Here is a 22,002-nt window from a genome sequence, read left to right on the forward strand (position 1 = left end):
GCGCCGTTCCATCGACACTGAGACAACGCATGGATATCAAACGCACCGTCCTATGGGTCATCTTCTTCATGTCAGCGGTCATGCTGTTCGACAACTGGCAACGCGACCACGGACGCCCGTCGATGTTCTTCCCGAGCGCCACGCCGACCAAGACCGTCGGTAGCGCCGCCCCGGGAACCACAACGCCGGAAACCCAACCCGCCGATTTGCCGGCCACCAACGCCGCAGCGCCGGGCAATGCGCCGGCAGCGGCCCAAGGCCAGCTGATCCAGTTCAGCACCGACGTCTATAACGGCGAAATCGACACCCGCGGCGGCACGCTGTCGAAGCTGTCGCTCGTCAAGCAAGGCGACGGCAAGCAGCCTGATCTGGTTATCACGCTGTTCGACCGCACCGCCAATCACACGTATCTGGCGCGCACGGGCTTGCTCGGCGGCGATTTCCCGAACCATAACGACATCTACACGCCGGTGCCGAACCAGCAGCACGATCTGACGGGCGACGCCAAGTCGTTCCAGCTCAGCTTCGAGTCGCCGGTCAAGGGTGGCGTGAAGGTCATCAAGACCTACACGTTCACGCGCGGCAGCTATGTGATCGGCGTCGATACGAAGATCGAGAACGTCGGTACCGTGCCGGTCACGCCGTCGGTCTATATGGAACTGGTGCGCGACGACCAGCCGGTGGAAACGCCGCGCTTCTCGCACACGTTCATCGGACCGGCTGTCTACACCAGCCAGCACCACTTCCAGAAGATGACGTTCGGCGACATCGACAAGAACAAGGAAGACTTCGTCAATTCGGCCGACAACGGCTGGATCGCGATGGTGCAGCATTACTTCGCGTCGGCCTGGATTCCGCAGGAAGGTGCGAAGCGCAACATCTACGTCGAGAAGATCGATCCGACGCTGTATCGCGTGGGTGTGAAGCAACCGGTGCCGACCATCGCCCCGGGCCAATCGGCTGACGTTTCCGCACGCCTCTTCGCCGGTCCGGAAGAAGAGCGCATGCTTGAAGGTGTCGCGCCGGGTCTGGAACTGGTCAAGGACTATGGCTATGTGACGATCATCGCGAAGCCGCTGTTCTGGCTGCTCCAAAAGATCCACAGCTATGTCGGCAACTGGGGCTGGGCAATCGTGCTGCTCACGCTGCTGATCAAGGCCGTGTTCTTCCCGCTGTCGGCTGCGAGCTACAAGTCGATGGCGCGCATGAAGGCGATCACGCCGCGTATGCAAGCGCTGCGCGAACGCTTCAAGGGCGATCCGCAGAAGATGAACGCCGCGCTGATGGAGCTGTACAAGACCGAGAAGGTCAATCCGTTCGGCGGCTGTCTGCCGGTCGTGATTCAGATTCCGGTGTTCATCTCGCTGTACTGGGTGCTGCTGTCGTCGGTTGAAATGCGCGGCGCGCCGTGGATTCTCTGGATTCACGATCTGTCGCAACAGGATCCGTTCTTCATCCTGCCAGTGCTGATGGCCGTCTCGATGTTCCTGCAGACCAAGCTGAACCCGACGCCGCCGGACCCGATTCAAGCCAAGATGATGATGTTCATGCCGATCGCGTTCTCGGTCATGTTCTTCTTCTTCCCGGCCGGTCTGGTGCTGTACTACGTCGTGAACAACGTGCTGTCGATCGCCCAGCAGTACTACATCACGCGGATGATGGGTCAGTCGAAGGCGAAACCGGCTTGATTGATGCGTTGCCTGAGGCGGGCGGTGGTGGTGCCCGCTGACTGAACACGCTGAAGTTCGCTGTCAAAAAAGCCGCCCGGTGTAAAACCGGGCGGCTTTTTTACTACTCGGCCAATGGATCCTTATCTTTCGATGCGTCTTCAGGCGCGGCGCCGGTTTCCTGTTGCGTGCCGCCGTCAAATTCCGTCATCAGTTCTTCCACCAGATTGCGCTGCTTCGGCGACAAACCCACGAACCGGTTTGCCATCCGCGTAACCAGCTCGATCGTTTCCGGCGCGAGCGGATATTTCTCGCCACGGCCAAGCGGTTTAGCCTTGCCGGATGGGGTCGGCCCGTAATGCAGCCAGTGAACATCTTTTTGCAGCCATGCGGCTAAAACCTGCAACTTATCGCGCTTTGGAATCGTCGTACCTGCGAGCCATTTGTGCGCGGTTTGCGGTGAGACCGCAGGGCCGCTTCGATAAAGCAGATTGAATTCCCTGGCTAAATCGGTCCCACCCTTAATGTCGTTGGGGAGTGAGTCTTTCAGCCGTTTGGCGAAAGCTGCTTTTTCTTTGGAGGTCGGCATGGGCCCGATTGTGCAATTCGGCGCATAATCAGTGGACAACCAATCGCGCTATTTTCTAGCGTAAATAAGCTATTTTTAGCTTGAAATCGCCACCTAATAACGTGTTCAACGATTTAACCGAATTCCGTCTTTTCCTTGCGTAGCATGCGGTTTAAGCATCCTGGCGCGCGAACCAGTCGCAAATGAGTCTTAGGCTATCTTAGCTTGTGTGAGATAAATCCTTATTTGTCTGATGTGAATAAGTTCGCGTTAGGAATTTGGCCCATTCCAAGGCCAGAGGATGCCCGCGTTACAATGCCCGGCGCCCATTCCTGCGCATTCAATTCCTTCTGACAGCTTCATTTCCATGCTCGCCACCGACTCCGATCCGATCGTCGCCATTGCCACCGCACCCGGCCGGGGCGGCATCGGCGTCGTGCGGATTTCGTTCGGCCGCGCAGGAGAAGCCGCCGCGCAGCCGCTAATGCATGCGCTCACCGGTCAGGCACTTGCGTCGCGGCACGCCAGTTACGTGCCGTTTCTCGACGACGGCGGCAAGGCCCTCGACCGTGGCATCGCGCTCTACTTTCCGGCGCCGCATTCCTACACCGGCGAACACGTGCTCGAGTTGCAAGGCCACGGCGGTCCGGTCGTGCTGCAACTGGTTCTGCAGCGATGCATTGACGCTGGCCGCGCGTTCGGTCTGCGTCTGGCCGAGCCGGGTGAATTCACGCGCCGCGCGTTTCTCAACGACAAGCTCGATCTGGCGCAAGCCGAAGCCGTCGCCGATCTGATCGAGGCCAGCACCGAGGCCGCCGCGCGCTCGGCGGGACGCTCGCTCGACGGCGCGTTTTCGCGCGACATCCACGCATTGGTCGAAGAGGTCATCACGCTGCGAATGCTGGTCGAAGCGACGCTCGATTTCCCGGAAGAAGAAATCGACTTTCTCGAAGCCGCCGACGCCCGCGGCAAGCTCGTGCGGATTCGCGAGCGGCTCGCGCATGTGCTGAGCGAGGCGCGTCAGGGAGCATTGTTGCGTGAGGGTTTGTCGGTGGTCCTCGCGGGGCAGCCGAATGTCGGCAAGTCGTCGCTGCTCAATGCACTCGCCGGAGCGGAACTGGCGATCGTCACTCCGATCGCCGGCACGACGCGCGACAAGGTCGCGCAGACCATCCAGATCGAAGGCATTCCGCTACACGTGATCGATACGGCCGGCCTGCGCGATACCGAGGACGAGGTGGAAAAGATCGGCATCGCGCGCACGTGGAGCGAGATCGAGCGCGCGGACGTGGTGCTGCATCTCCTCGATGCGCGAACCGGCATGACCGTTGAAGACGAAACCATCGCCGGCCGTTTCACGGGCGGCGTGCCGGTGGTGCGTGTGCTGAACAAGACGGACCTGACCGAACTCGCGCCGGCGGTGACATTGCTCGACGCGGATCCCGAGTTGAGCGAAGTGCGGCTGTCGGCGAAACAGGGCGACGGTGTTGCGCTGCTGCGTAGGGAATTGCTGCGAATCGCCGGCTGGCAGGCGGGCGCGGAGAGTGTTTACCTCGCGCGCGAGCGGCATCTAATTGCGCTGCGGGCGGCCCAGGAACATCTGGCGACGGCTGCGGCGCACGCCGATCAGAACGCTCAAGCGCTGGATCTGTTCGCCGAAGAGCTGCGGCTCGCGCAGGACCAGCTGAACTCGATCACGGGCGAATTCAGTTCGGACGACTTGCTCGGGGTGATTTTCAGCCGGTTTTGTATCGGCAAGTAGAAAAGACTCGCTTGGCTTGTACGTAAGTCTTGTCTTATAAGACTAAGCTGGATTTTTAGAAAGCCCGCAGATCACGCGCCAAGCCCTCTATGTGTACCTAAATCCGCGCATTGCTTTGGTACACAGAAGACATACGGTTTAGAATCGCCACCGTCCGTGTATCAACGATCCGAGATGCCCAAACTCGCCGTCCCCCTCACCGAAACGCAGATCCGCGCGCTCGAGCCGCGCGCAACCCGCTATTGCATCGCAGACGGCAACGGCCTCGTCATCGAGGTCATGACGACGGGCACCAAGATCTGGCGCTTCCGTTATTCGCTGAACGGCAAGCGGCAGCCGCTCGTCACGATCGGCGACTATCGGATGCTTTCACTGCGGGTCGCGCGCGCCAAAGCGCAGAAGTACGCTGAGATGGTCGCGAGCGGCGTCTCGCCGGCGGCCACGGCGCGCCGCGATCGCGGTGCGGAAAGCAAGGCGGAGCTCCTGCGCGAGGGCGCGGCGCTCTATCTCGCGACGGAGATGGCCGGCAAGTCGGCGGAGTATCAGCGCAGCACGCGGCGCGCGCTCGAAAAGGACGTGCTCTCCACCATCGGCGCCAAGCCGATCAGCGCCGTGACGGACGACGACATCCGCGCAATCTGCGACCGCATCAAAAGCCGTGGCTCGCCCAAGATGGCGCTGCACACGCGCAACGCGGTCAAACGGCTCTACGAGTACCTGATCGCCCGGCAACTCGCTATGACCAACCCTGCCGAACGCGTCCCCGCCCGCTTCATCGCAACACCGGACAGCCGCACCCGCGTGCTCGCTCCAGACGAAATGGGCGCCATGCTGCGGGCGATCTACGCATCGAGTATTCGCCGGCCGCTGAAATTGGCTTTGCATCTGCTCGTGCTGACGATGGTGCGGAAATCAGACATCGTCGAAGCCGCATGGTCCGAATTCGACCTTGACGCCGCGCGATGGAAGATACCGGCCGCGCGGATGAACAAGGACCGTGAGCATGTGGTGTATCTACCGCATCAGGCGGTCGCCCTGCTTCGTGAGCTTCAGGACGCCAGAGCCAGTCGGAATTTCGTATTCCCGAGCGTCCGGGGCGACGATCGGCCGATCGCGAAGAGCACGCTCAATCAGGCCGTCAAGGCACTGGGGCTCGACGTGGAACATTTCGTCTTACATGACTTTCGACGCACCGCATCGACCCACCTGCGCGAGATGGGACAGCCCGCGGACGCAATCGAAAATGCGCTGGCGCATGCAGTCAACGATACGCCGAGCGTCGGCGACCCCGCTGAACATGCCGCCGCGCTGCGTCGAATCTTGCAACTGTGGGCGGACTTTGTGGACGCCCAGATCGAGAGCGGCCGAGAAGGCGTGATCGGGTAAGCGCGGCAGGTGCCGAGCCGGTTGCTATTGCTCGCCGGCGAACACCCCTCACGGCGTCCTTCCTTCCCGCCGTTCATCGCCTAAACTAAAACATGGACGAAAGCCGAGACGGAGGCTCCCCATGTCTGAATCGTTAATGGCTTATCTGCTGGGACCCTTGGTGATGCTGCTGGTCGGCGCGGTGATCTGGGCTACGTCCCACTCTCGCCACAAGAACAAGCCGGAGCGTCTCGAACGCTGGCTCGACACGCACTATGCGGAGTGGCTGCATCACAAGCATTGAGCGGAGACACCCCAACAAAAAAGGCCGTCGCACCACGCGACGGCCTTTTCTCTGGTGCACGCGCGCATCGGAAAAGATGCGCGCGCCAGCGCATTTCATTTACCAGCCGCGTTGAGGCTGCTGCGGATATCCGTATTGTTCCGGCGGCGGCGCCGCGCAGGCGACGTACGCGCGCTCGTACTGGTCATAGCAGTATCCCGGCGGGGGGCCGGCATAGACCGGCGCTGGCTGGTACATAGGGGGCGCGTACACAGGCTGCTGGTAAGCGACCGCAGGCGCCGGATTCAACACGGACGTCACCACCGCGCCCAGCAGAGCACCGCCGATCAGCGCACCGACCACATCGCCGCCATTGCCGTGCGCCGACGCTTGCCCCGCCACGCTCAGACTTCCGGCCATCAACAATGCCACCGCAATCTTTTTCATGTTTTCACTCCCGCCGTTAGGCATGGAATGGATTGTGTATGGCGCGCGCGGAAATAGATGCTGCAGTTGGTAACGGGGCATTACCGTTGTAACGCTTGAGAAAAGCGCCCTCCTTGCCTAACGCGCCCTCGCAGTGGATTGCAGTTGCCGGCCGAAAAGATCCGCACTGCAATCGAGGGGCTCGCCACGTCGCATGCAGGCTCGACGAGCAGTGAGCGGCTGATCAGCATTGCCACGAAGCCGCGCCTACCGGCGTGTCGCCTCGGTATTGGCTGCGCGCTTCGGCGAGCACGCTTGCGTCGATTGCGGCTTCGTCCACCAGCGCCTTCAACGCCGCGATCACAATCGCTTTGCGGTCCACTTCGAAGAACTCGCGCAACGCCTCGCGCGTGTCGCTGCGGCCGAAGCCGTCGGTGCCGAGCGTCACATAGCGGCGCGGTACATAGGCGCGAATCAGTTCGGGCACGGCGCGGACATAGTCGGTCGCGGCGATGATCGGGCCTTGGGATGCTTCGAGCGCTGTCGTGACGTACGGCGCTTTTGCCGCCTCGCCAAGACGCGCGTTTCTCTCCGACGTCATCCCATCACGCTGCAGCTCGGTGAAGCTCGTCACGCTCCATACCGCAGCATCGATCTGCCATTCGTCTTTGAGCATCTTTTGCGCCGCGATCACTTCGCCGAGGATTGCGCCCGCGCCGAGCAATTGCACCTGCGCTGAAGCCGCCGAAGTTGTCTCCTGCGCTTCCGAGGCGAGCAGATAGATGCCCTTAAGAATGCCCTCGCGCAACGTCTGCAACCCGCCACCCGGCGCTGAAGGCTGCGCGTAGTTCTCGTTCATCACCGTCACGTAATAGAACACGTCGCGCTGTTCCTCGACCATCTCGCGCATGCCCTCGTCGACGATCGCGGCGACCTCATAAGCGAACGCCGGATCGTAGGCGCGGCAGTTCGGAATCGTCGATGCCGCCAGATGGCTTGAGCCGTCCTGATGTTGCAATCCCTCTCCGCCAAGCGTCGTCTTGCCCGACGTCGCGCCGATCAGGAAACCGCGTGCGCGCTGATCCGCCGCCGCCCAGATCAGATCGCCGACGCGCTGGAAGCCGAACATCGAGTAGTAGATGTAGAACGGCAACATGGGCAGGTTATGCACGCTGTACGAAGTCGCGGCCGCGATCCACGACGACACCGCGCCTGCTTCGGAAATGCCTTCCTCGAGAATCTGCCCTTTGGTGTCCTCGCGGTAGTACAGCATCGAGCCGAGGTCTTCCGGCTCATACAACTGCCCAAGGGGTGAGTAGATACCAACCTGACGGAACATGTTCGCCATGCCGAAGGTGCGTGCTTCATCGGCGACGATCGGCACCACGCGCGGGCCGACTTCGCGGTCCTTGAGCAGCGCGGTCAGCATGCGGACCAACGCCATCGTCGTGGACATCTCGCGGCCCTTCGCGTCCAGCGCGAATTGTCCCCAGGAGGACATCGGCGGGACGGTCAGCCCCTTCGATGCCACTCTCCGCCTTCTGGGCAGATAGCCTCCCAAGGCAGCCCGGCGAGCATGCAGGTATTGCATCTCCGGGCTGTCGTCCGCGGGTTTGTAAAACTTCACCTGTTCGACGTCCTCGTCCGTGAGCGGCAGGCGAAAGCGGTCGCGAAACGCCTTGAGGTCGTCGAAGCCGAGTTTCTTCTGTTGATGCGTGGTCATGCGACCCTGGCCCGACGTGCCCATGCCGAAGCCCTTCATCGTCTTCGCGAGAATCACCGTCGGCTGCCCGCGATGCGCGAGCGCTTTCGCATAGGCCGCGTGCAGTTTGCGCACGTCGTGGCCGCCGCGGCGCAGGCGGTCGATGTCGTCGTCGCTCAGTTGCGCGGCGAGCGCCGCAAGCTCCGGGGTCTGACCGAAGAAGCGCTCGCGGTTGTACGCGCCGTCGTTGGCCGAGAAGGTCTGGAACTGGCCGTCGACGGTATGCGCGAACGCACGCAGCAACGCGCCAGTGCGGTCGCGGGAGAACAGCGCGTCCCAGTCCGAACCCCACACCACCTTGATCACGTTCCAGCCGGCGCCGATGAAATGCGCCTCGAGTTCGTCGATGATGCGGCCGTTGCTGCGCACCGGGCCATCTAGGCGCTGCAGATTGCAGTTGATCACGAATACGAGGTTATCGAGCCCTTCACGTGCCGCGAGCGACAGCGCACCGGTCGATTCCGGCTCGTCCATCTCGCCATCGCCGAAGAAGCCCCACACCTTGCGCCCGTCCGTCTGGGCGAGGCCGCGATTGGCGAGGTAGCGCATGAAGCGCGCCTGGTAGATCGCGTTGATCGGACCGATGCCCATCGACCCGGTCGGGAACTGCCAGAAGTCCGGCATCAGCCACGGATGCGGATACGAGCACAAGCCCGGTCCAGCGATCTCGCGACGGTAGTGTTGCAGATGCTGCTCGCTCAAAAAGCCTTCGAGGTACGCCCGCGCATACACGCCCGGCGACGAATGCGGCTGGAAGTACACGAGGTCGCCCGTGCCCTCCTCGCCGCCTGGCGCCGCGGCACGAAAGAAATGATTGAAGCCGACCTCGAACAGATCCGCGGCCGACGCATAGCTCGCAATATGGCCGCCCAGTTCGCCGTACGCCTGGTTCGCGCGCACCACCATCGCCAGCGCATTCCAGCGCAGCGCGCCGGCGAGCCGTTCTTCGAGTTCGAGATTGCCCGGATAGCGCGGCTGCTGCTCGAACGGGATCGTGTTCTGGTAAGGCGTGACGTTGGTCCGCGCCGATTCGACACCCAGCGACAGCGCATGCCCCGCGAGTTTGTCGAACAGAAACTGGGCGCGATCACGGCCGACATGCGCGACCACGGCATCGAGCGCCTCCAGCCATTCGGCGGTTTCCTGCGGGTCGGTATCCTCACGCTCCGCGCGTTCGGCGCGTTGAACATCCAAAGACTGCAACTGTTCGCTACCGTTGGACAAATCCGTCATGGCACCACTCCCGCATCGACGCGTTCGGTTCAAGATCGAGTGAGTTAATGGTAACCACGTACTCGCAAAATGAGGCTCTCATTTGCTTGCGAACCCGCGCTACGATAGGCTATTTATTCCGAATTTCGCCCCTGCCACGGAATATTTCATCTATGACCACGCCACCCAGGCGGCTCGACCGCATCGACATCGGGATCCTGAGCCAGTTGCAACAGAACGCGCGCATCACCAATGCGGATCTGGCCCGCTCGGTGAATCTGTCGCCCACACCGTGCTTCAACCGCGTGCGCGCGCTCGAAAAGCTCGGCCTGTTCAAGCAGCAGGTCACGCTGCTGAATCCGGAGCCGCTCGGGCTGCGCATCAACGTGTTCATTCAGGTGAGTCTGGAAAAGCAGGTGGAAGACGCGCTGCTGCGTTTCGAGCAGGCGATTTCCGAGCGCCCCGAGGTCATGGAGTGCTATCTGATGACGGGCGACGCCGACTATCTGCTACGCGTGGTCATGCCCGATATGCAGGCGCTGGAGCGCTTCATCGTCGATCATCTGACGAAGATTCCGGGCATCTCCAACATTCGTTCGAGCTTTGCGCTCAAACAGGTTCGCTACAAGACGGCGCTGCCGCTGCCGTCGTCGGGACTGACGCTGGTCGATCCCGACGACGTTGCGACCGACTGGCGCTAAGCCATGCGCGGTGTAACAGATGTGGTGGACAATACCGGCAACCCTAGAAACACCTTGATACGTACTGGCAACCAGAGAGGACACGCGATGAACTACGACGACAGCAATCCCTTCGCGAGGATTCTGCGCGGCGAACTACCCTGCATCAAAGTGGCGGAAAGCGATGCCGCACTGGCCTTCATGGACCTGATGCCGCAAGCCGACGGTCATGTGCTGGTCGTACCGAAGGAAGCGGCAGTCGAGATTTTCGAATTGTCGGATGCATCGACGGTGGCCTGCATACGCATGGCGCAGAAACTCGCCATCGCCATACGCGCGGCCCTGAGCCCGGACGGCGTGTTCATCGGACAGTTCAACGGCAGCGCGGCGGGACAAACCGTGCCGCACGTGCATTTTCACGTGATCCCACGCTGGGAAGGACAGCCGCTGCGCATGCACGCGCGCGAGGTCGCCGATGCGGCCACGCTCGAAGCGCTGGCCAAACGGATTCGCGGTCATTGGCGTGCCCACTGAGCGGATCGCTCTCGCCTCGCCCCCCCGCGCCTGCAGCGCGATAACCCTGCAACGCACCGGATGGATGACTCAAAGCCGATGCCGCGTGCGGCGCAGCGGATGCCGCCAGTCGATGCGATGAGGTTTCGCGTGCATGGGTTGAATGTCGTGCAGGTGCCGATGCTCTTGCCACAATTCGTCGGAGAAAAGGAACGTGACGATCAGTAGCGGGATGACCAGAAAGGCGCCCAATATCAAGTGCTCGATCACGGTAGCCTCCAATCGCAAGAGCATGATTTCATTGTAGAGCACCGCACATGCCCACACGGTGCCGGGCCGCTCACAAATTTGCGATAACCTGACTGCGACAACGCGACGCCCCACCCTCGCCGAACCCGCGCGGCGGCTCGCTGCTTGCAAAAACGCGCCGCGCGGGATTCCCGCATTGCAAGAACTCCCTGCGCGGGGGCCGGACTAACAAGGAAACGCGCGCCCAGGCTTGCACGTTGAGCGCGCAATTCAAATCAATAGTTCTCAAGGGGAATCCAATGACTATCGAACGCAGCAGTGAACTGACCCTGCGCCCGCTCGAGCGCACCGATCTGCGCTTCGTCCACGAGGTGAACAACAACGCGAAAATCATGCGTTACTGGTTCGAAGAGCCTTATGAAACGTTCTCCGAACTCACCCAGTTGTACGACCAACACGTGCACGATCTGCGCGAGCGCCGCTTCGTGGCCATCGACAACGATGGTCAAACCGTCGGCGTCGTCGAGTTGATCGAACTGGACTATATCCACCGCCGTGGCGAGTTTCAGATCATCATCGCCCCGCATGCGCAGGGCCACGGCTACGCCACCGTCGCCACCCAGCTCGCGATCGACTATGCGTTTTCAGTCCTGAATCTGCGCAAGGTCTACCTGATCGTCGACAAAGCGAATACCGCCGCCATCCACGTGTATGAGAAGTGCGGTTTCAGGCACGAGGCCGAGTTGATCGAAGAATTTTTCGGCAATGGCAGTTATCACAATGCGTTGCGCATGTGCCTGTTCCAGTCCGAGTTCTTCAAGACCGATCAGCACAGGGAGTAACCCGCTACTACGTCGCCCAGGGACGCCATGCCGCGTCACCTGGCTCACCTGGCTCACCTGGCACCTTTTATCTTCTGCAAACACACCGTTATTTCGCGATCTTTGAGTGGTCGAGCGAATGACTTAGTGTGCAATGCACCAAATGCATTCGTTAATTGTATTAAATCACTTAATTGTTGCCCCTCGTTTACGCCAATACGCACCGCAAAGCTTTACTGGTTAAAGCGACGCGCCCTCCCCGTCTTTTATTTATTCGTTGAATTTCATCTATTTAAGCGACTGCCTAAGGTTTAAGCACCTGCGAAGGGTGGTGCGACAATTCGCCGCTGTTGCGACCGCACACAAGATGTGCTTGTTGTTCTCTCGCATTCTCCTAAAGTGGGCGGTGCGGGTTCGACGTTAAAGTTAAATACATAGCTAACCCGAGTCTTCAACCCGCACCGGAGGAAAATATGAAAATGCGAATCGCCCTTGTTTTCGCCATTGCGGGTTTGGCTGCCGCTTCCGTGCAGGCGCAAGACATCATGGTCAAGCCGCTGCAAACCATCCAGTTCAAGCCCAACGCGTATGGCTGCCTGTCGAAGGACAAACTCGACGCCGCCGATCAGCACGCGCTAGCGGGTGAACAGCAAAAGATGCAGGAATTCTTCTCCGGATATCAGTGCGTTTCCGCGCCGGAAAATTCAAGTTTCCGCGTCGTGCGTGTGGTCGGTCATGACATCGAATTCGTGAATTCCGCCAATAGCGATACGGAAGGCCTGTGGGCTAACGATCGATTCATCAAGCATCCATAAGCTAAACGCCAACGCTCCGGCGACGCGCCGGAGTTTGATTTGCGCCATAAATCCTCTGGCTTAAAAAAGCCCGGGTTGTGGATCTGTGACTTAAAAACGGCCGGGCAACGCAAATGCCCGGCCGTTTTTATTTCTGCGCATTTCTGCTTTGAAGCAGATGTAAAAAAACCGATGTGGATTTTCACAATCCACATCGGCAGTACGCCTTCTCGCAAAGCGCAGGAACAACCGTTAGCGGGTCAAGCGCCGATCAATGCGAATCGCGCGGCACCGGCGCGCCGCTCGATCCAACCAGGAAGTCGAGATCCGCGCCCTGGTCCGCCTGGAGCACGTGTTCGACGTAGAGCTTGTAGTAGCCGCGCGCAGGCGGCGCAGGCGGCTGCCATGCGGCGCGCCGGCGCGCCAGTTCTTCGTCCGTGACGTCCAGATGCAGGCGGCGTGCTTCGACGTCGAGTTCGATCATGTCGCCGGTTTGCACGAAGGCCAGCGGCCCGCCTGCCGCCGCTTCCGGCGACACGTGCAGCACCACCGTGCCGTAGGCCGTGCCGCTCATGCGGCCGTCGGAAATGCGCACCATGTCCGTGATACCTTTCTGCAGCACGTTTTTCGGCAGCGGCATGTTGCCGACTTCCGCAAAGCCCGGATAGCCCTTCGGCCCCGCACCCTTGAGCACCATGATGCAGTGCTCGTCGATGTCGAGCGACTCGTCGTCGATTTTCGCGTGCAATTCTTCGATAGTCTCGAACACCACCGCGCGGCCGCGATGCTTCAGCAGATGCTGGGTGGCCGCCGACGGTTTGATCACCGCGCCATTCGGCGCCAGGTTGCCCTTCAGCACCGCAATGCCGGCCTTCGGCTTGAACGGCTCGGCAAACGTCGTGATGACCTTCTCGTCGTGATTCGGCGCGTTGCGCACGTTGTCCCAGATCGTCCTGCCGTTCACCGTCAACGCCTCGCGATGCAGCAGGCCTTGCTCGCCGAGTTGTTTGAGCACGGCCGGCAAACCGCCCGCGTAGTAAAAGTCTTCCATCAGGTATTCGCCTGACGGTTGCAGATTCACCAGACACGGCACGTTCGAGCCGAGCTCCCAGTCTTCCAGCGAGAGTTCCACGCCGATGCGCTTCGCCAGCGCGATCAGATGCACCACCGCATTGGTCGAGCCGCCGATCGCCGCATTCGTGCGGATCGCGTTTTCGAACGCCTGGCGCGTGAGGATCTTGTCCATCGTCAGATCCTCGCGAACCATATCGACGATGCGCCGGCCCGCGAGATGCGCGAGTACTTGCCGGCGTGCATCGACTGCGGGAATTGCCGCATTGTGCGGCAAGCCCATGCCGAGCGATTCGACCATCGAGGCCATCGTCGAGGCCGTGCCCATCGTCATGCAATGGCCGCGTGAGCGGTTCATGCACGACTCGGCTTCGGTGAACTCTTCCTGCGTCATCGAGCCCGCACGCACTTCCTCCGACATTTGCCAGACGCCGGTGCCCGAGCCGATATGTTTGCCGCGAAACCGTCCGTTCAACATCGGGCCGCCGGACACCGCCAGCGACGGCAGATTGCACGACGCCGCGCCCATCAGCAGCGCCGGCGTGGTCTTGTCGCAACCCACCAGCAGGATCACGCCGTCCATCGGATTGCCGCGAATCGACTCCTCGACGTCCATCGACGCCAGGTTGCGAAACAGCATCGCGGTAGGCCGCAAATTGGTTTCGCCCAGCGACATCACCGGAAACTCGAGCGGCAAGCCGCCGGCTTCATGCACGCCTTTTTTCACGTACTCGGCGAGCTCGCGAAAGTGCGCGTTGCAGGGCGTCAATTCGGACCACGTATTGCAGATGCCGATCACCGGACGCCCGTCGAATTCGTCGTGCGGAATGCCCTGGTTTTTCATCCACGAGCGATGCAGAAAACCGTCGCGGTCCTTGAGGCCGAACCACGCCTGGCTGCGCAGCGGCTTTTTAGTCTGGTGGGGATCAGCCATGAAATCTCCTGTTGGCAAGCATGTAGGGCGGGACGCCTAGCCCGGGGCGCGCGTCGGTCTTCAATGGACGCGCTTGCTGCGGCGGAACTGATCGAACAGCACCGCGAGCAGCAGAATCCCGCCGCGAATCAGGTATTGGTAGAAGGTCGGCACATTCATCAGGCTCATTGCGTCCTGCACGGAACCCATGATCAGCACGCCGACCAGCACGCCGGAAATCGTCGCGACGCCGCCCGTCAGCGAGACACCGCCGAGCACGCATGCGGAAATCACGCCGAGTTCGAGCCCGACTGACGTTTTTGGGTCGCCGAGACTCATGCGTGACGCGAGCATCACGCCTGCAAAGCCTGTTACGAGGCCCTGCAATACAAACACGGTGATCTTGATGCGCGTGACCGGCAGGCCCGCGAGCAATGCGGCCTCGCTATTGCCGCCGACCGCCAGCACGTTCTTGCCGAACACGGTCTTCTTCAGCAGAAAGCCGAACAGCACGAAGCCGACGATGTTGCTCCAGATCGGATAGGAAATGCCGAGGAACGAGCCGCCGCCGAGGTCGAAGAAACGCTCTTCGGAGATCATCACCGCGTCGCCGTTCGAGGTGATGTAGGCGAGGCCGCGCACAACTTCCATCATCGCGAGCGTCACGATCAGGGAGTTGATCTTGTAGCGCGCGACCAGCACGCCGTTGACCAGCCCGACCGCGCCACCCGCGACTACGCCGGCGGCAATGCCGAGCATGACGCTATGCGTGGCGGTGATCAGCGTCGAAGCGACCACGCCCGCGAACGCGACGATCGACGCCACCGACAAATCCACTTCGCCCAACGCGAGCACGAACATCATCGTTACGGATATCGAACCAATTAGCGTGACGGAAAGCAACAAGCCCTGGATGTTTCGCGAGCTTAAAAAATCCGGCACGGTGAACGACAAAGCCGCGAACAGGATGACGAACACCATCACGATGCCGGACTTGTTGATCAGGTCCCAGGTGCGTGCGGCGCGCGCGCTCAAGCCCGAGGAAGCGATGGCTGGCGCAGAGGAGTCGGTTGAGGGTGTGTTCATGATGTGTATTCCGTTTTCAATGGCAGCGTGTATCTGTTTCCGGCCGTATCAGCGGGGCAGCGCGAGCTTGATCAGCGCATCCGGCGTGGCCTGCGCCTTCGGCAGATCGCCGACGATGCGGCCTTCCTTCATCACGATCACGCGATCCGCCACGCCGATCACTTCGGCCAGATCGCTTGATACGACGATCACCGTGCGGCCCGCATCGGCAAGCCCATACAAGAGGCCGTAAATCTCGCTGCGCGCCCCGACGTCGATGCCGCGCGTGGGTTCGTCCATCAGAAACACGTCGATGTCCTCGGCAAGCCAGCGCGACAGAATCACCTTCTGCTGATTGCCGCCCGAAAGCGTGCCGATCGGCGTTTCGCCGTTACGCGTCTTGATCGCGAGCTTGCCGATGAACTCCTTGGCCGTCTGCGCTTCCTTGCGGCCGTTGAGCACGTTGAAGCGGCTGAAATGGCGGCGGCAACTAATGTTGAGGTTTTCCGATACCGAAGCGATCGAGACGATGCCTTCCTGCTTGCGATCTTCCGGGCACAGCGCGACGCCCGCGCGCACGGCATCGCGCGGTGTAGCGAAACGCACGCGCTTGCCTTTGAGCATGATCTCGCCGGCAGTCGGTTTGACTGCGCCATAGATCAGCTTCATCAGCTCCGAACGTCCCGCGCCGACCAAGCCAAAGAAGCCGAGGATTTCGCCTTTGCGTGCCTTGAAGGAAGCCGGTTCGCGCAAGCCACGTCCCATCAATTCCTTGACGTCGAGCTGCACGTCGCCGAGCTCGCGTGAACGGTAGCCGTACACATCGGCGATCGAACGGCCCACCATGCAACTGATCAGCCGATCGCGATCGAGTCCTTCACCGGCTTCGAACGTATCGATGCGGCGGCCATCGCGAAACACCGTCACGCGATCGCACAGTTCGTAGACTTCATCCATCCGATGCGTGACGTAGATGATCGCGCGGCCCTCGGCCTTCAACGCGCGGATGATTCGGAACAGCTGGGTGGTTTCGCGCGACGACAAGGAACTGGTCGGTTCGTCGAACGCGATCACGCGCGCGTCGCGCATCAGCGCCTTGCCGATTTCGATCATCTGCCGCTGGCCGATCGACAGATTCTTCACCTGCTGTGAGGGGGCGATCTTTTCGCCGAGCCTCTCCAACTCGCGCACCGCACGCGCGACCAGCGCTTTTTCGTCGAGCACGCCGAAGCGGTTGGGCAGGGCGCCGAGCATCAGGTTTTCGGCAACCGTCAGCTCCGGCACCAGATGCAGTTCCTGATAGATGATCGCGACGCCCGCCGCGATCGCGGCCTTGGTCGTGACGAACTGCTGCTCGACGCCATCGAGCGACAACGTGCCCGCCGCCGGCTGATTCACGCCGGACAGCACTTTGAGCAGCGTCGATTTGCCGGCGCCGTTTTCGCCCATCAAACCGTGCACTTCGCCGCGCCGCACGTCGAGCGATACCTGATCGAGCGCGAGCACGCCGGGAAAGCGCACGGTGATGCCGTCGAGTTGCAGATACGGGTCGGTCGACGTAAGCGTAGGCGAGGGCGCTTCGCCAGGGTGGGAAACCGTCATCGGAAGCCTCTTGCTGGTGGACAACTTGCGCAGGCCGAGCGCGCGTCAGCGTGATTCGGCCCGCAGCGTGCAGACTCGAATACCGCTTAAATTCCGAGTTCTTTACGCACGTCCTGCCAGTTGCTGCGCACCATCAGCTTGCCGGTGGTTTGCGTATCGGCGGGCGGCTGCTTGCCGTCCTTGATCCACTCGACGAGGTTCTCCGTGCTCTCCTTGCCGTGATTGGTCGAACTCACCGCGATCGTGCCGTAGAAGCCCGTCGGCTCCTTCTTCTGGAATTCGGCGAACGCTTCGCCCGCACCGTTGATACCCACGCCGATCACGTCCGCCGCCGGAATGTGCAGTTGCTCGGTCGCGCGCACGCCGCCCAGCACGCTTTCCTCGTTGAGCGCGAAGATCACCCACTTCTTGATGTTCGGATGCTGCGCGAGCACCGGCGACGATGCGTTGAAACCGCCCTCGTCATCGGTGGTCTTTTGCGGGGCATCGAAGATGTTTTCCTTCTTGAAGCCGCCGGCCAACAGCGTTTGCGTCGCGCCGTCGGTGCGCAGTTTGGCGGTCGGCAATTCATAGTTCGTGATGCGCAGCGCGCCGACTTCTTCCGGCTTCCAGCCGCGGCGTTTCATCTCTTCGGAGATCGCGGTGCCGACCTGATTGCCGATCTTGAACGCCGACATGCCGAGGTGCGGCACGTTCGGCAGCGGCTTGCCGGTGGAGTCGACCAGTTGATCGTCGACGGTGACGAACTTCATGTTGTAGCGCTTCGCACGCGCCTGGATCGCCGGCCCGAGCCGCACGTCCGGCGCGCAGATCACGAAACCCTTCGCGCCTTGCGCGCCGAGGTTATCGATCGCGGCCAGCACTTTTTCGCCGTCCGGCGTACCGATGTTGACCACCGAGAAACCGTCCTTCTGACCGAGCGCGGTGGCGGCCTTCTGTTCGTTGATGAACCACGCCTGTTCCGGCATTTTCACGAGGAAGCCGACTTTGAGCGGCTGGTCCGCATGCGCGGAGAGTTGCGCGGCAAAGGGCGCGGCGAGGGCGGCGGCGGCGATCGCGGATAGCGTCAAACGGCGAAGCTTGCTGGTCATGCTTGTCTCCTGTCGATCGGAGTTTGCGCTTAGCGCTTACTCCGATCCATGCAACATAGTTGCTGAGGTTGAAAGGCTGCATTGATTTCGTTTATTTGCAGCAGGGAATGCACGGCGGCGTCAGCCGGGGCGTGGATAAGGGTTGGGGTGAGCGGCAAAGGGGACGAGTCTCATGGCCATCAACCCGCGACGTAGGCCGTTTTCACGGCCGTCCAGAAGGCTGCATCGGTTGCGCCATAGGCCGACGCCTTGCGGCCGCCGGCTGGCGCGTGATACTCGACGGCGGTAGTCGGCAGATTGATCGTGACGAGGCCGCACTGCACGTGACGGCGGAAATGCCGTGCACGGCTTAACGAGCGCGTGCAGATGCCGGCGCATAGACCGTAGGCGGTGTCGTTCGCGAGATGCAGCGCGTGGTCGTAGTCATCGGCTTTCAGCACGACGGCGAGCGGGCCGAGGATTTCTTCTCGTGCGATGCGGTGTTCGGGTTCGCCGATAAAGAGCGCGGGTTCGAGAAAGTAGCCCCGTGTCGCGCGTTCAAGCTCACGGCCACCGTGCAGCAATTGCGCGCCTTCCTGCTGACCGATGCGCACGTAGTCGAGATGGCGCGCCAACTGCGCGGCGTTCGCGACCGGGCCGATATCCGTGCCGTGCTTCAATGCGTGGTCGACGTTTAGCCTGGCGAGCTTCGTCTGCAACGCGTCGACGAACGGCTCGAACACCACCCGTTCGACGATCAGCCGCGACGCCGCCGTACTGCGTTGACCGGCGCAGCCATATGCGCCGCTCAGCGCTGCGTCGACGGCGCCGTCGAGATCGGCATCGGCCAGCACCACGAACGGATTCTTGCCGCCCATTTCCAGTTGCACGCGCGCTTGCCGCGCGGCGGCGGCTTGCAAAACACGCGTGCCGGTCTCTGCCGAGCCGGTGAAGCTGATCGCCGCCACCAGCGGATGCGCTGCGATTCGTGCGCCCACCTGCCGGCCACTGCCCATCACGAGATTGAACACGCCGGCCGGCAGACCGGCGCGACTGATAATGGTCGCTAACCCCGCCGCGCAACCCGGCGCCGATTCGGCCGGTTTGAAGACGATGCAATTGCCGTGGGCGAGAGCGGCGCCGATCTTTGCAGCGGCAATTGCCAGCGGCGCGCTCCACGGCGCAATGATGCCGATTACGCCGAGCGGTTCGCGCGTCATATCGATCTCGACACCGGCGCGCGCCGACGTCACGGCCTCGGCAAACGCGCGCAGGGTCTCGGCGGCGAAAAACTTGAAGATCTGGCCGGCGCGCGTCGCTTCGGCCAGCGCTTCGGGCAGCGTCTTGCCGACTTCGCGCGCGAGCAGCCGGCCCAGTTCGTCGCGGCGCGCGAGCATCTCGCTACCAATCGCATCGAGCGCGTCCGAACGGCGCTGCGCCGAACCCAACGACCATTCGCGGAAGGCCGCGCTCGCCGCTTCGATCGCCATATCGGTCTGCCGTACGTCGGCTCGCACGTATTCGCCGACCGGTTCATCCAGGTCCGATGGATTGAGCGACACGCCCGTGGTCGCGCCCGTCTCCCAGCCGCCATTGATGTAGTGGCGGAACGGGCTGGCAACGAGCGGGACGAGCGGATCGCGATTCATCGACGGGATGGGCAACTCATGAGGAAGCTCAGAAAGTCCACGAATGGTATGAGCCGCCCCAATAACTTTCCAATCCCTTTTTAGGCTGTCCCGATATCAATTCCGGTATGGCATGATGAAGCCTTAACGACGGCAACCGGCTCGACAGCCGGCATCAAGCCGCATAGGGAGACAAGCCATGACGCGTAGCTACTCGAACTGGTTCGTACGGGCGCGGCTCAAGACGCGGCAGTTGCTGCTGCTCGCGGCGATGGAAGAGGAGGGCAACGTCCGGCGTGCCGCCGACGTGCTCGGCATGACCCAGCCCGCCGCGTCGCGGCTTCTGAAAGAGCTGGAGGACATGCTGGAAGTGAGTCTGTTCGACCGCACGCCGCATGGCATGCACGCCACCCTGTACGGCGAAGTGATGATCCGTCACGCGCGCATGGTGCTCTCCAATCTGAGCCACGCGCATGATGAAATCTCGGCGTTGCGCGCCGGCCTGGCAGGCCAGGTGCGCATCGGCGTGATCGCGGCAGCGGCCGCGACAATGGTGCCGCGCGCGATCGCCAGCGTGAAGGAACGTTATCCACAGTTGCAAATCTGGGTGGAGGTGGAAACCTCCGACGTCATGTTGCCGAGGCTCGCCGAAGGCGAACTGGACCTCATGATCGGCCGGGTACTGGAGCGGCAAAACCAGTTCAAGACCGAAGTCCGCTACGAACCGCTCGCCGACGAACCGCTGTGTGTCGTGGCGCGCCCCGGCCATCCTCTCGAAAATGAAACAGGTTTGACGCTGCGCGGAATCGTCAACGCGAGTTGGGTTTTGCACCCCCCGGGCAGCGTTTTGCGCCACCGCTTTGATCTGATGTTTTCGCAAATCGGGCTGAATCCGCCGCAAAACGTGGTCAATACCAACAATTTTCTGGCGATTTCGAGTCTGCTCCTGCAAAGCGATATGTTGGCAGTTTTACCTGATGAAGTGGCGCGTCAGTACCAACAGTACGGTGTTCTCAAGCAGGTACCGATCAATTTACCGTGCAGAATGGATACATTCGGTATCATCACGCGCCAGTCGCATCTGCTTTCGCCAGCGGCCTCCGTCGTGCTCGAAGCCTTGCGGCAAGCCGCTGCCGAGGTCTATGGCACCGCTTTCGAGTCGACATTGGCGCGATAAGTGCTTCTCCCATTGCAATAGGTGTAGTAGCAGCCGACGTTGGGCTCGGGAGGAACACGCGATGTACAACAAGCACGGAAAACGGCAACGCGCCGTCGACGATTCTTTTTCTGTTCGCTCCGGTGGGGCGAGCGCCTGGTTTAGTAACGGCATGGCTCTCAAATCGACGATTTACAAGGCGGAACTCCAGATCGCCAACATGGACCGGCATTACTACGCCGACCATTCCCTGACGATCGCCCGCCATCCCTCGGAAACCGACGAACGGATGATGGTCCGCGTCGCCGCGTTCGCGCTGTTCGCGCAGGAACGCCTCGAATTCTGCAAAGGTTTGTCGGACGTAGACGAACCGGACCTCTGGCAGAAGGACCTTACCGGCGCGATCGAAACCTGGATCGAAGTCGGTCAGCCGGACGAACGCCGCATCGCCAAGGCGAGCGGCCGCTCGAACGAAGTGATCGTGATCGCCTACGGCGGCCGCACGTCGGACATCTGGTGGCAAGGTGTGCGCAGCAAGGTCGAACGCATGCGCAATGTGACGGTATGGTCGCTCGGTGAAGACATCGCCGCCGCGCTCGGCTCGCTCGCCGAACGGACCATGCGTCTGCAATGCACCGTGCAGGACGGCGAAGCCTGGCTCGGCAGCGCCGAGGCGGATGCGGTGAAGATCGAGTGGACGGTGTTGAAGGCGCCCGCCAACGCCTGACAATTACAGCGACGTCATACGCGCCGCTTCGGGCGGCCCTTTAAGCTCGACCATATTGCCCTCCGGGTCGAACAGATACAGTGACTGCCCAAACCCGTCCGCGCCATAGCGCACAGCCGGTTCGCCGGGCCGCGCTCCGTGTTCCGTCAGATGCGTCTTGAGCGCCTCGGCATCGAACGGATCGATGCGCAAACATACATGATCCATATTCCGCCCCGCACCGGGCACGCCGTTTTCGGCGTGATCGAGCTTCGCGCCGACCTTTAACAGGTCGATCAGCGAGCGCCCGGCGCGCAACTGCGTCAAGCCTAGATCCGGCTGCTCCTTCTCGACGCTGCAACCGAGCACTTCGCAATAAAAGCGCCTCATTACCGCAACGTCCGACGCCCGAATGACGATGTGGTCGATCTCGCGAATGTGGATTTTCATGTCGAACGCCCCTCGGCGGGATCGCAGAACGGTTGGATAGTCACCAGTGTAGAAGAAAGGACGGCGTAACGAATGCGGCCGTGAACGGGTCGCAGGGGACAGTTCAGAAATGATCAGACGAAAAAAAGCCCGCTCTATGTGGAGCGGGCTGAATCCATATCAGGAGGAGACATGGAGGAGACAGGTACTAATATACACATGGGGTTGATGCGACGCAATAACTTTTTAAGGGAAAACCC

20 protein-coding genes are annotated in these 22,002 nt (G+C 61.5%); 10 read left to right on the forward strand and 10 right to left on the reverse strand.

Features of this window, described 5'->3' with window-relative positions; translation table 11 throughout:
* The first annotated feature begins 29 nt into the window (after positions 1–29).
* Positions 30–1,688: a membrane protein insertase YidC gene (gene yidC / locus ACAX43_RS22675; protein WP_370710654.1), complete on the forward strand. Its 1,659-nt coding sequence runs from the start codon at positions 30–32 to the stop codon at positions 1,686–1,688.
* 103 nt (positions 1,689–1,791) lie between these two features.
* Here the strand turns inward: yidC and ACAX43_RS22680 are convergent, their stop codons facing one another.
* Positions 1,792–2,256, reverse strand: coding sequence for an XRE family transcriptional regulator (locus ACAX43_RS22680; RefSeq protein ID WP_370710655.1), 465 nt, complete (start codon positions 2,254–2,256; stop codon positions 1,792–1,794).
* A 346-nt stretch (positions 2,257–2,602) separates the two neighbouring features.
* On the opposite strand from ACAX43_RS22680, the gene mnmE reads away from it, so the two are divergent.
* The 3 genes from mnmE to ACAX43_RS22695 all read left to right on the forward strand — a co-directional run bounded on the left by mnmE (position 2,603) and on the right by ACAX43_RS22695 (position 5,666).
* Positions 2,603–3,997 (forward strand): tRNA uridine-5-carboxymethylaminomethyl(34) synthesis GTPase MnmE, encoded by a 1,395-nt coding sequence (gene mnmE, locus ACAX43_RS22685; protein ID WP_370710656.1) that lies wholly within the window; start codon positions 2,603–2,605, stop codon positions 3,995–3,997.
* Positions 3,998–4,171: 174 nt separating this feature from the next.
* Positions 4,172–5,383, forward strand: a complete 1,212-nt coding sequence (locus ACAX43_RS22690; protein WP_370710657.1) for a tyrosine-type recombinase/integrase — start codon at positions 4,172–4,174, stop codon at positions 5,381–5,383.
* A 121-nt stretch (positions 5,384–5,504) separates the two neighbouring features.
* Entirely contained in the window at positions 5,505–5,666 is a 162-nt protein-coding gene (locus ACAX43_RS22695) for a hypothetical protein (protein ID WP_370710658.1), read from the forward strand.
* A 99-nt stretch (positions 5,667–5,765) separates the two neighbouring features.
* On the opposite strand, the gene ACAX43_RS22700 is transcribed toward ACAX43_RS22695, so the two are convergent.
* Complete coding sequence (locus ACAX43_RS22700; RefSeq protein ID WP_370710659.1) at positions 5,766–6,092, reverse strand: ecotin precursor; 327 nt, start codon at positions 6,090–6,092, stop codon at positions 5,766–5,768.
* A 223-nt stretch (positions 6,093–6,315) separates the two neighbouring features.
* Positions 6,316–9,066 carry an alpha-ketoglutarate dehydrogenase gene (gene mdeB / locus ACAX43_RS22705; protein WP_370710660.1) on the reverse strand — a complete coding sequence of 917 codons (2,751 nt, stop codon included), beginning with the start codon at positions 9,064–9,066 and terminating at the stop codon, positions 6,316–6,318.
* A 152-nt stretch (positions 9,067–9,218) separates the two neighbouring features.
* On the opposite strand from mdeB, the gene ACAX43_RS22710 reads away from it, so the two are divergent.
* Both ACAX43_RS22710 and ACAX43_RS22715 read left to right on the forward strand, forming a co-directional pair.
* The gene (locus ACAX43_RS22710; protein ID WP_370710661.1) at positions 9,219–9,746 is read left to right on the forward strand and encodes an Lrp/AsnC family transcriptional regulator; all 528 of its coding nucleotides are present in this window, start codon (positions 9,219–9,221) and stop codon (positions 9,744–9,746) included.
* 87 nt (positions 9,747–9,833) lie between these two features.
* Positions 9,834–10,259 carry an HIT family protein gene (locus ACAX43_RS22715; protein ID WP_370710662.1) on the forward strand — a complete coding sequence of 142 codons (426 nt, stop codon included), beginning with the start codon at positions 9,834–9,836 and terminating at the stop codon, positions 10,257–10,259.
* A gap of 69 nt (positions 10,260–10,328) precedes the next feature.
* On the opposite strand, the gene ACAX43_RS22720 is transcribed toward ACAX43_RS22715, so the two are convergent.
* On the reverse strand, positions 10,329–10,532 hold the full coding sequence (locus ACAX43_RS22720; RefSeq protein WP_370710663.1) for a hypothetical protein: 204 nt from the start codon (positions 10,530–10,532) through the stop codon (positions 10,329–10,331).
* Positions 10,533–10,786: 254 nt separating this feature from the next.
* Between ACAX43_RS22720 and speG the strand changes: the two genes are divergently transcribed.
* Together speG and sap1 are read left to right on the forward strand one after the other, a co-directional pair.
* Positions 10,787–11,329, forward strand: a complete 543-nt coding sequence (gene speG, locus ACAX43_RS22725; RefSeq protein WP_370710664.1) for a spermidine N1-acetyltransferase — start codon at positions 10,787–10,789, stop codon at positions 11,327–11,329.
* A gap of 452 nt (positions 11,330–11,781) precedes the next feature.
* A complete protein-coding gene (gene sap1, locus ACAX43_RS22730; protein ID WP_370710665.1) occupies positions 11,782–12,123 on the forward strand; it encodes a surface attachment protein Sap1 in 342 nt (113 codons plus the stop codon).
* Between the two features lie 250 nt (positions 12,124–12,373).
* Here sap1 and ACAX43_RS22735 read toward each other — a convergent pair whose 3' ends face one another.
* The 5 genes from ACAX43_RS22735 to ACAX43_RS22755 all read right to left on the reverse strand — a co-directional run bounded on the left by ACAX43_RS22735 (position 12,374) and on the right by ACAX43_RS22755 (position 19,472).
* Positions 12,374–14,107, reverse strand: a complete 1,734-nt coding sequence (locus ACAX43_RS22735; RefSeq protein ID WP_370710666.1) for an IlvD/Edd family dehydratase — start codon at positions 14,105–14,107, stop codon at positions 12,374–12,376.
* A 60-nt stretch (positions 14,108–14,167) separates the two neighbouring features.
* Positions 14,168–15,172 (reverse strand): L-arabinose ABC transporter permease AraH, encoded by a 1,005-nt coding sequence (gene araH, locus ACAX43_RS22740; protein WP_370710667.1) that lies wholly within the window; start codon positions 15,170–15,172, stop codon positions 14,168–14,170.
* 48 nt (positions 15,173–15,220) lie between these two features.
* Complete coding sequence (gene araG / locus ACAX43_RS22745) at positions 15,221–16,753, reverse strand: L-arabinose ABC transporter ATP-binding protein AraG (protein WP_370710668.1); 1,533 nt, start codon at positions 16,751–16,753, stop codon at positions 15,221–15,223.
* Positions 16,754–16,839: 86 nt separating this feature from the next.
* Positions 16,840–17,844 carry an arabinose ABC transporter substrate-binding protein gene (locus ACAX43_RS22750; RefSeq protein ID WP_370710669.1) on the reverse strand — a complete coding sequence of 335 codons (1,005 nt, stop codon included), beginning with the start codon at positions 17,842–17,844 and terminating at the stop codon, positions 16,840–16,842.
* Positions 17,845–18,023: 179 nt separating this feature from the next.
* Positions 18,024–19,472 carry an aldehyde dehydrogenase family protein gene (locus ACAX43_RS22755; protein WP_370710670.1) on the reverse strand — a complete coding sequence of 483 codons (1,449 nt, stop codon included), beginning with the start codon at positions 19,470–19,472 and terminating at the stop codon, positions 18,024–18,026.
* A 178-nt stretch (positions 19,473–19,650) separates the two neighbouring features.
* Here ACAX43_RS22755 and ACAX43_RS22760 point away from each other — a divergent pair, with 178 nt between their 5' ends.
* Complete coding sequence (locus tag ACAX43_RS22760) at positions 19,651–20,628, forward strand: LysR family transcriptional regulator (protein WP_370710671.1); 978 nt, start codon at positions 19,651–19,653, stop codon at positions 20,626–20,628.
* A 151-nt stretch (positions 20,629–20,779) separates the two neighbouring features.
* Positions 20,780–21,334: a YaeQ family protein gene (locus tag ACAX43_RS22765; protein ID WP_370710672.1), complete on the forward strand. Its 555-nt coding sequence runs from the start codon at positions 20,780–20,782 to the stop codon at positions 21,332–21,334.
* A 3-nt stretch (positions 21,335–21,337) separates the two neighbouring features.
* On the opposite strand, the gene ACAX43_RS22770 is transcribed toward ACAX43_RS22765, so the two are convergent.
* On the reverse strand, positions 21,338–21,763 hold the full coding sequence (locus ACAX43_RS22770) for a VOC family protein (protein WP_370710673.1): 426 nt from the start codon (positions 21,761–21,763) through the stop codon (positions 21,338–21,340).
* Positions 21,764–22,002: the final 239 nt, after the last annotated feature.

The sequence above is a fragment of the Paraburkholderia sp. IW21 genome, from assembly GCF_041321145.1.
Classification (GTDB): Bacteria; Pseudomonadota; Gammaproteobacteria; order Burkholderiales; family Burkholderiaceae; genus Paraburkholderia.

Coding starts and splice junctions, on each gene's coding strand:
- speG (WP_370710664.1), top strand. CDS start 10,787: ATGACTATCGAACGCAGCAGTGAACTGACCCTGCGCCCGCTCGAGCGC.
- mdeB (WP_370710660.1), bottom strand. CDS start 9,066: ATGACGGATTTGTCCAACGGTAGCGAACAGTTGCAGTCTTTGGATGTT.
- ACAX43_RS22710 (WP_370710661.1), top strand. CDS start 9,219: ATGACCACGCCACCCAGGCGGCTCGACCGCATCGACATCGGGATCCTG.
- ACAX43_RS22700 (WP_370710659.1), bottom strand. CDS start 6,092: ATGAAAAAGATTGCGGTGGCATTGTTGATGGCCGGAAGTCTGAGCGTG.
- mnmE (WP_370710656.1), top strand. CDS start 2,603: ATGCTCGCCACCGACTCCGATCCGATCGTCGCCATTGCCACCGCACCC.
- ACAX43_RS22690 (WP_370710657.1), top strand. CDS start 4,172: ATGCCCAAACTCGCCGTCCCCCTCACCGAAACGCAGATCCGCGCGCTC.
- ACAX43_RS22735 (WP_370710666.1), bottom strand. CDS start 14,107: ATGGCTGATCCCCACCAGACTAAAAAGCCGCTGCGCAGCCAGGCGTGG.
- sap1 (WP_370710665.1), top strand. CDS start 11,782: ATGAAAATGCGAATCGCCCTTGTTTTCGCCATTGCGGGTTTGGCTGCC.
- ACAX43_RS22720 (WP_370710663.1), bottom strand. CDS start 10,532: ATGCTCTTGCGATTGGAGGCTACCGTGATCGAGCACTTGATATTGGGC.
- ACAX43_RS22765 (WP_370710672.1), top strand. CDS start 20,780: ATGGCTCTCAAATCGACGATTTACAAGGCGGAACTCCAGATCGCCAAC.
- yidC (WP_370710654.1), top strand. CDS start 30: ATGGATATCAAACGCACCGTCCTATGGGTCATCTTCTTCATGTCAGCG.
- ACAX43_RS22680 (WP_370710655.1), bottom strand. CDS start 2,256: ATGCCGACCTCCAAAGAAAAAGCAGCTTTCGCCAAACGGCTGAAAGAC.
- ACAX43_RS22715 (WP_370710662.1), top strand. CDS start 9,834: ATGAACTACGACGACAGCAATCCCTTCGCGAGGATTCTGCGCGGCGAA.
- ACAX43_RS22770 (WP_370710673.1), bottom strand. CDS start 21,763: ATGAAAATCCACATTCGCGAGATCGACCACATCGTCATTCGGGCGTCG.
- ACAX43_RS22695 (WP_370710658.1), top strand. CDS start 5,505: ATGTCTGAATCGTTAATGGCTTATCTGCTGGGACCCTTGGTGATGCTG.
- ACAX43_RS22755 (WP_370710670.1), bottom strand. CDS start 19,472: ATGAATCGCGATCCGCTCGTCCCGCTCGTTGCCAGCCCGTTCCGCCAC.
- araG (WP_370710668.1), bottom strand. CDS start 16,753: ATGACGGTTTCCCACCCTGGCGAAGCGCCCTCGCCTACGCTTACGTCG.
- ACAX43_RS22760 (WP_370710671.1), top strand. CDS start 19,651: ATGACGCGTAGCTACTCGAACTGGTTCGTACGGGCGCGGCTCAAGACG.
- ACAX43_RS22750 (WP_370710669.1), bottom strand. CDS start 17,844: ATGACCAGCAAGCTTCGCCGTTTGACGCTATCCGCGATCGCCGCCGCC.
- araH (WP_370710667.1), bottom strand. CDS start 15,172: ATGAACACACCCTCAACCGACTCCTCTGCGCCAGCCATCGCTTCCTCG.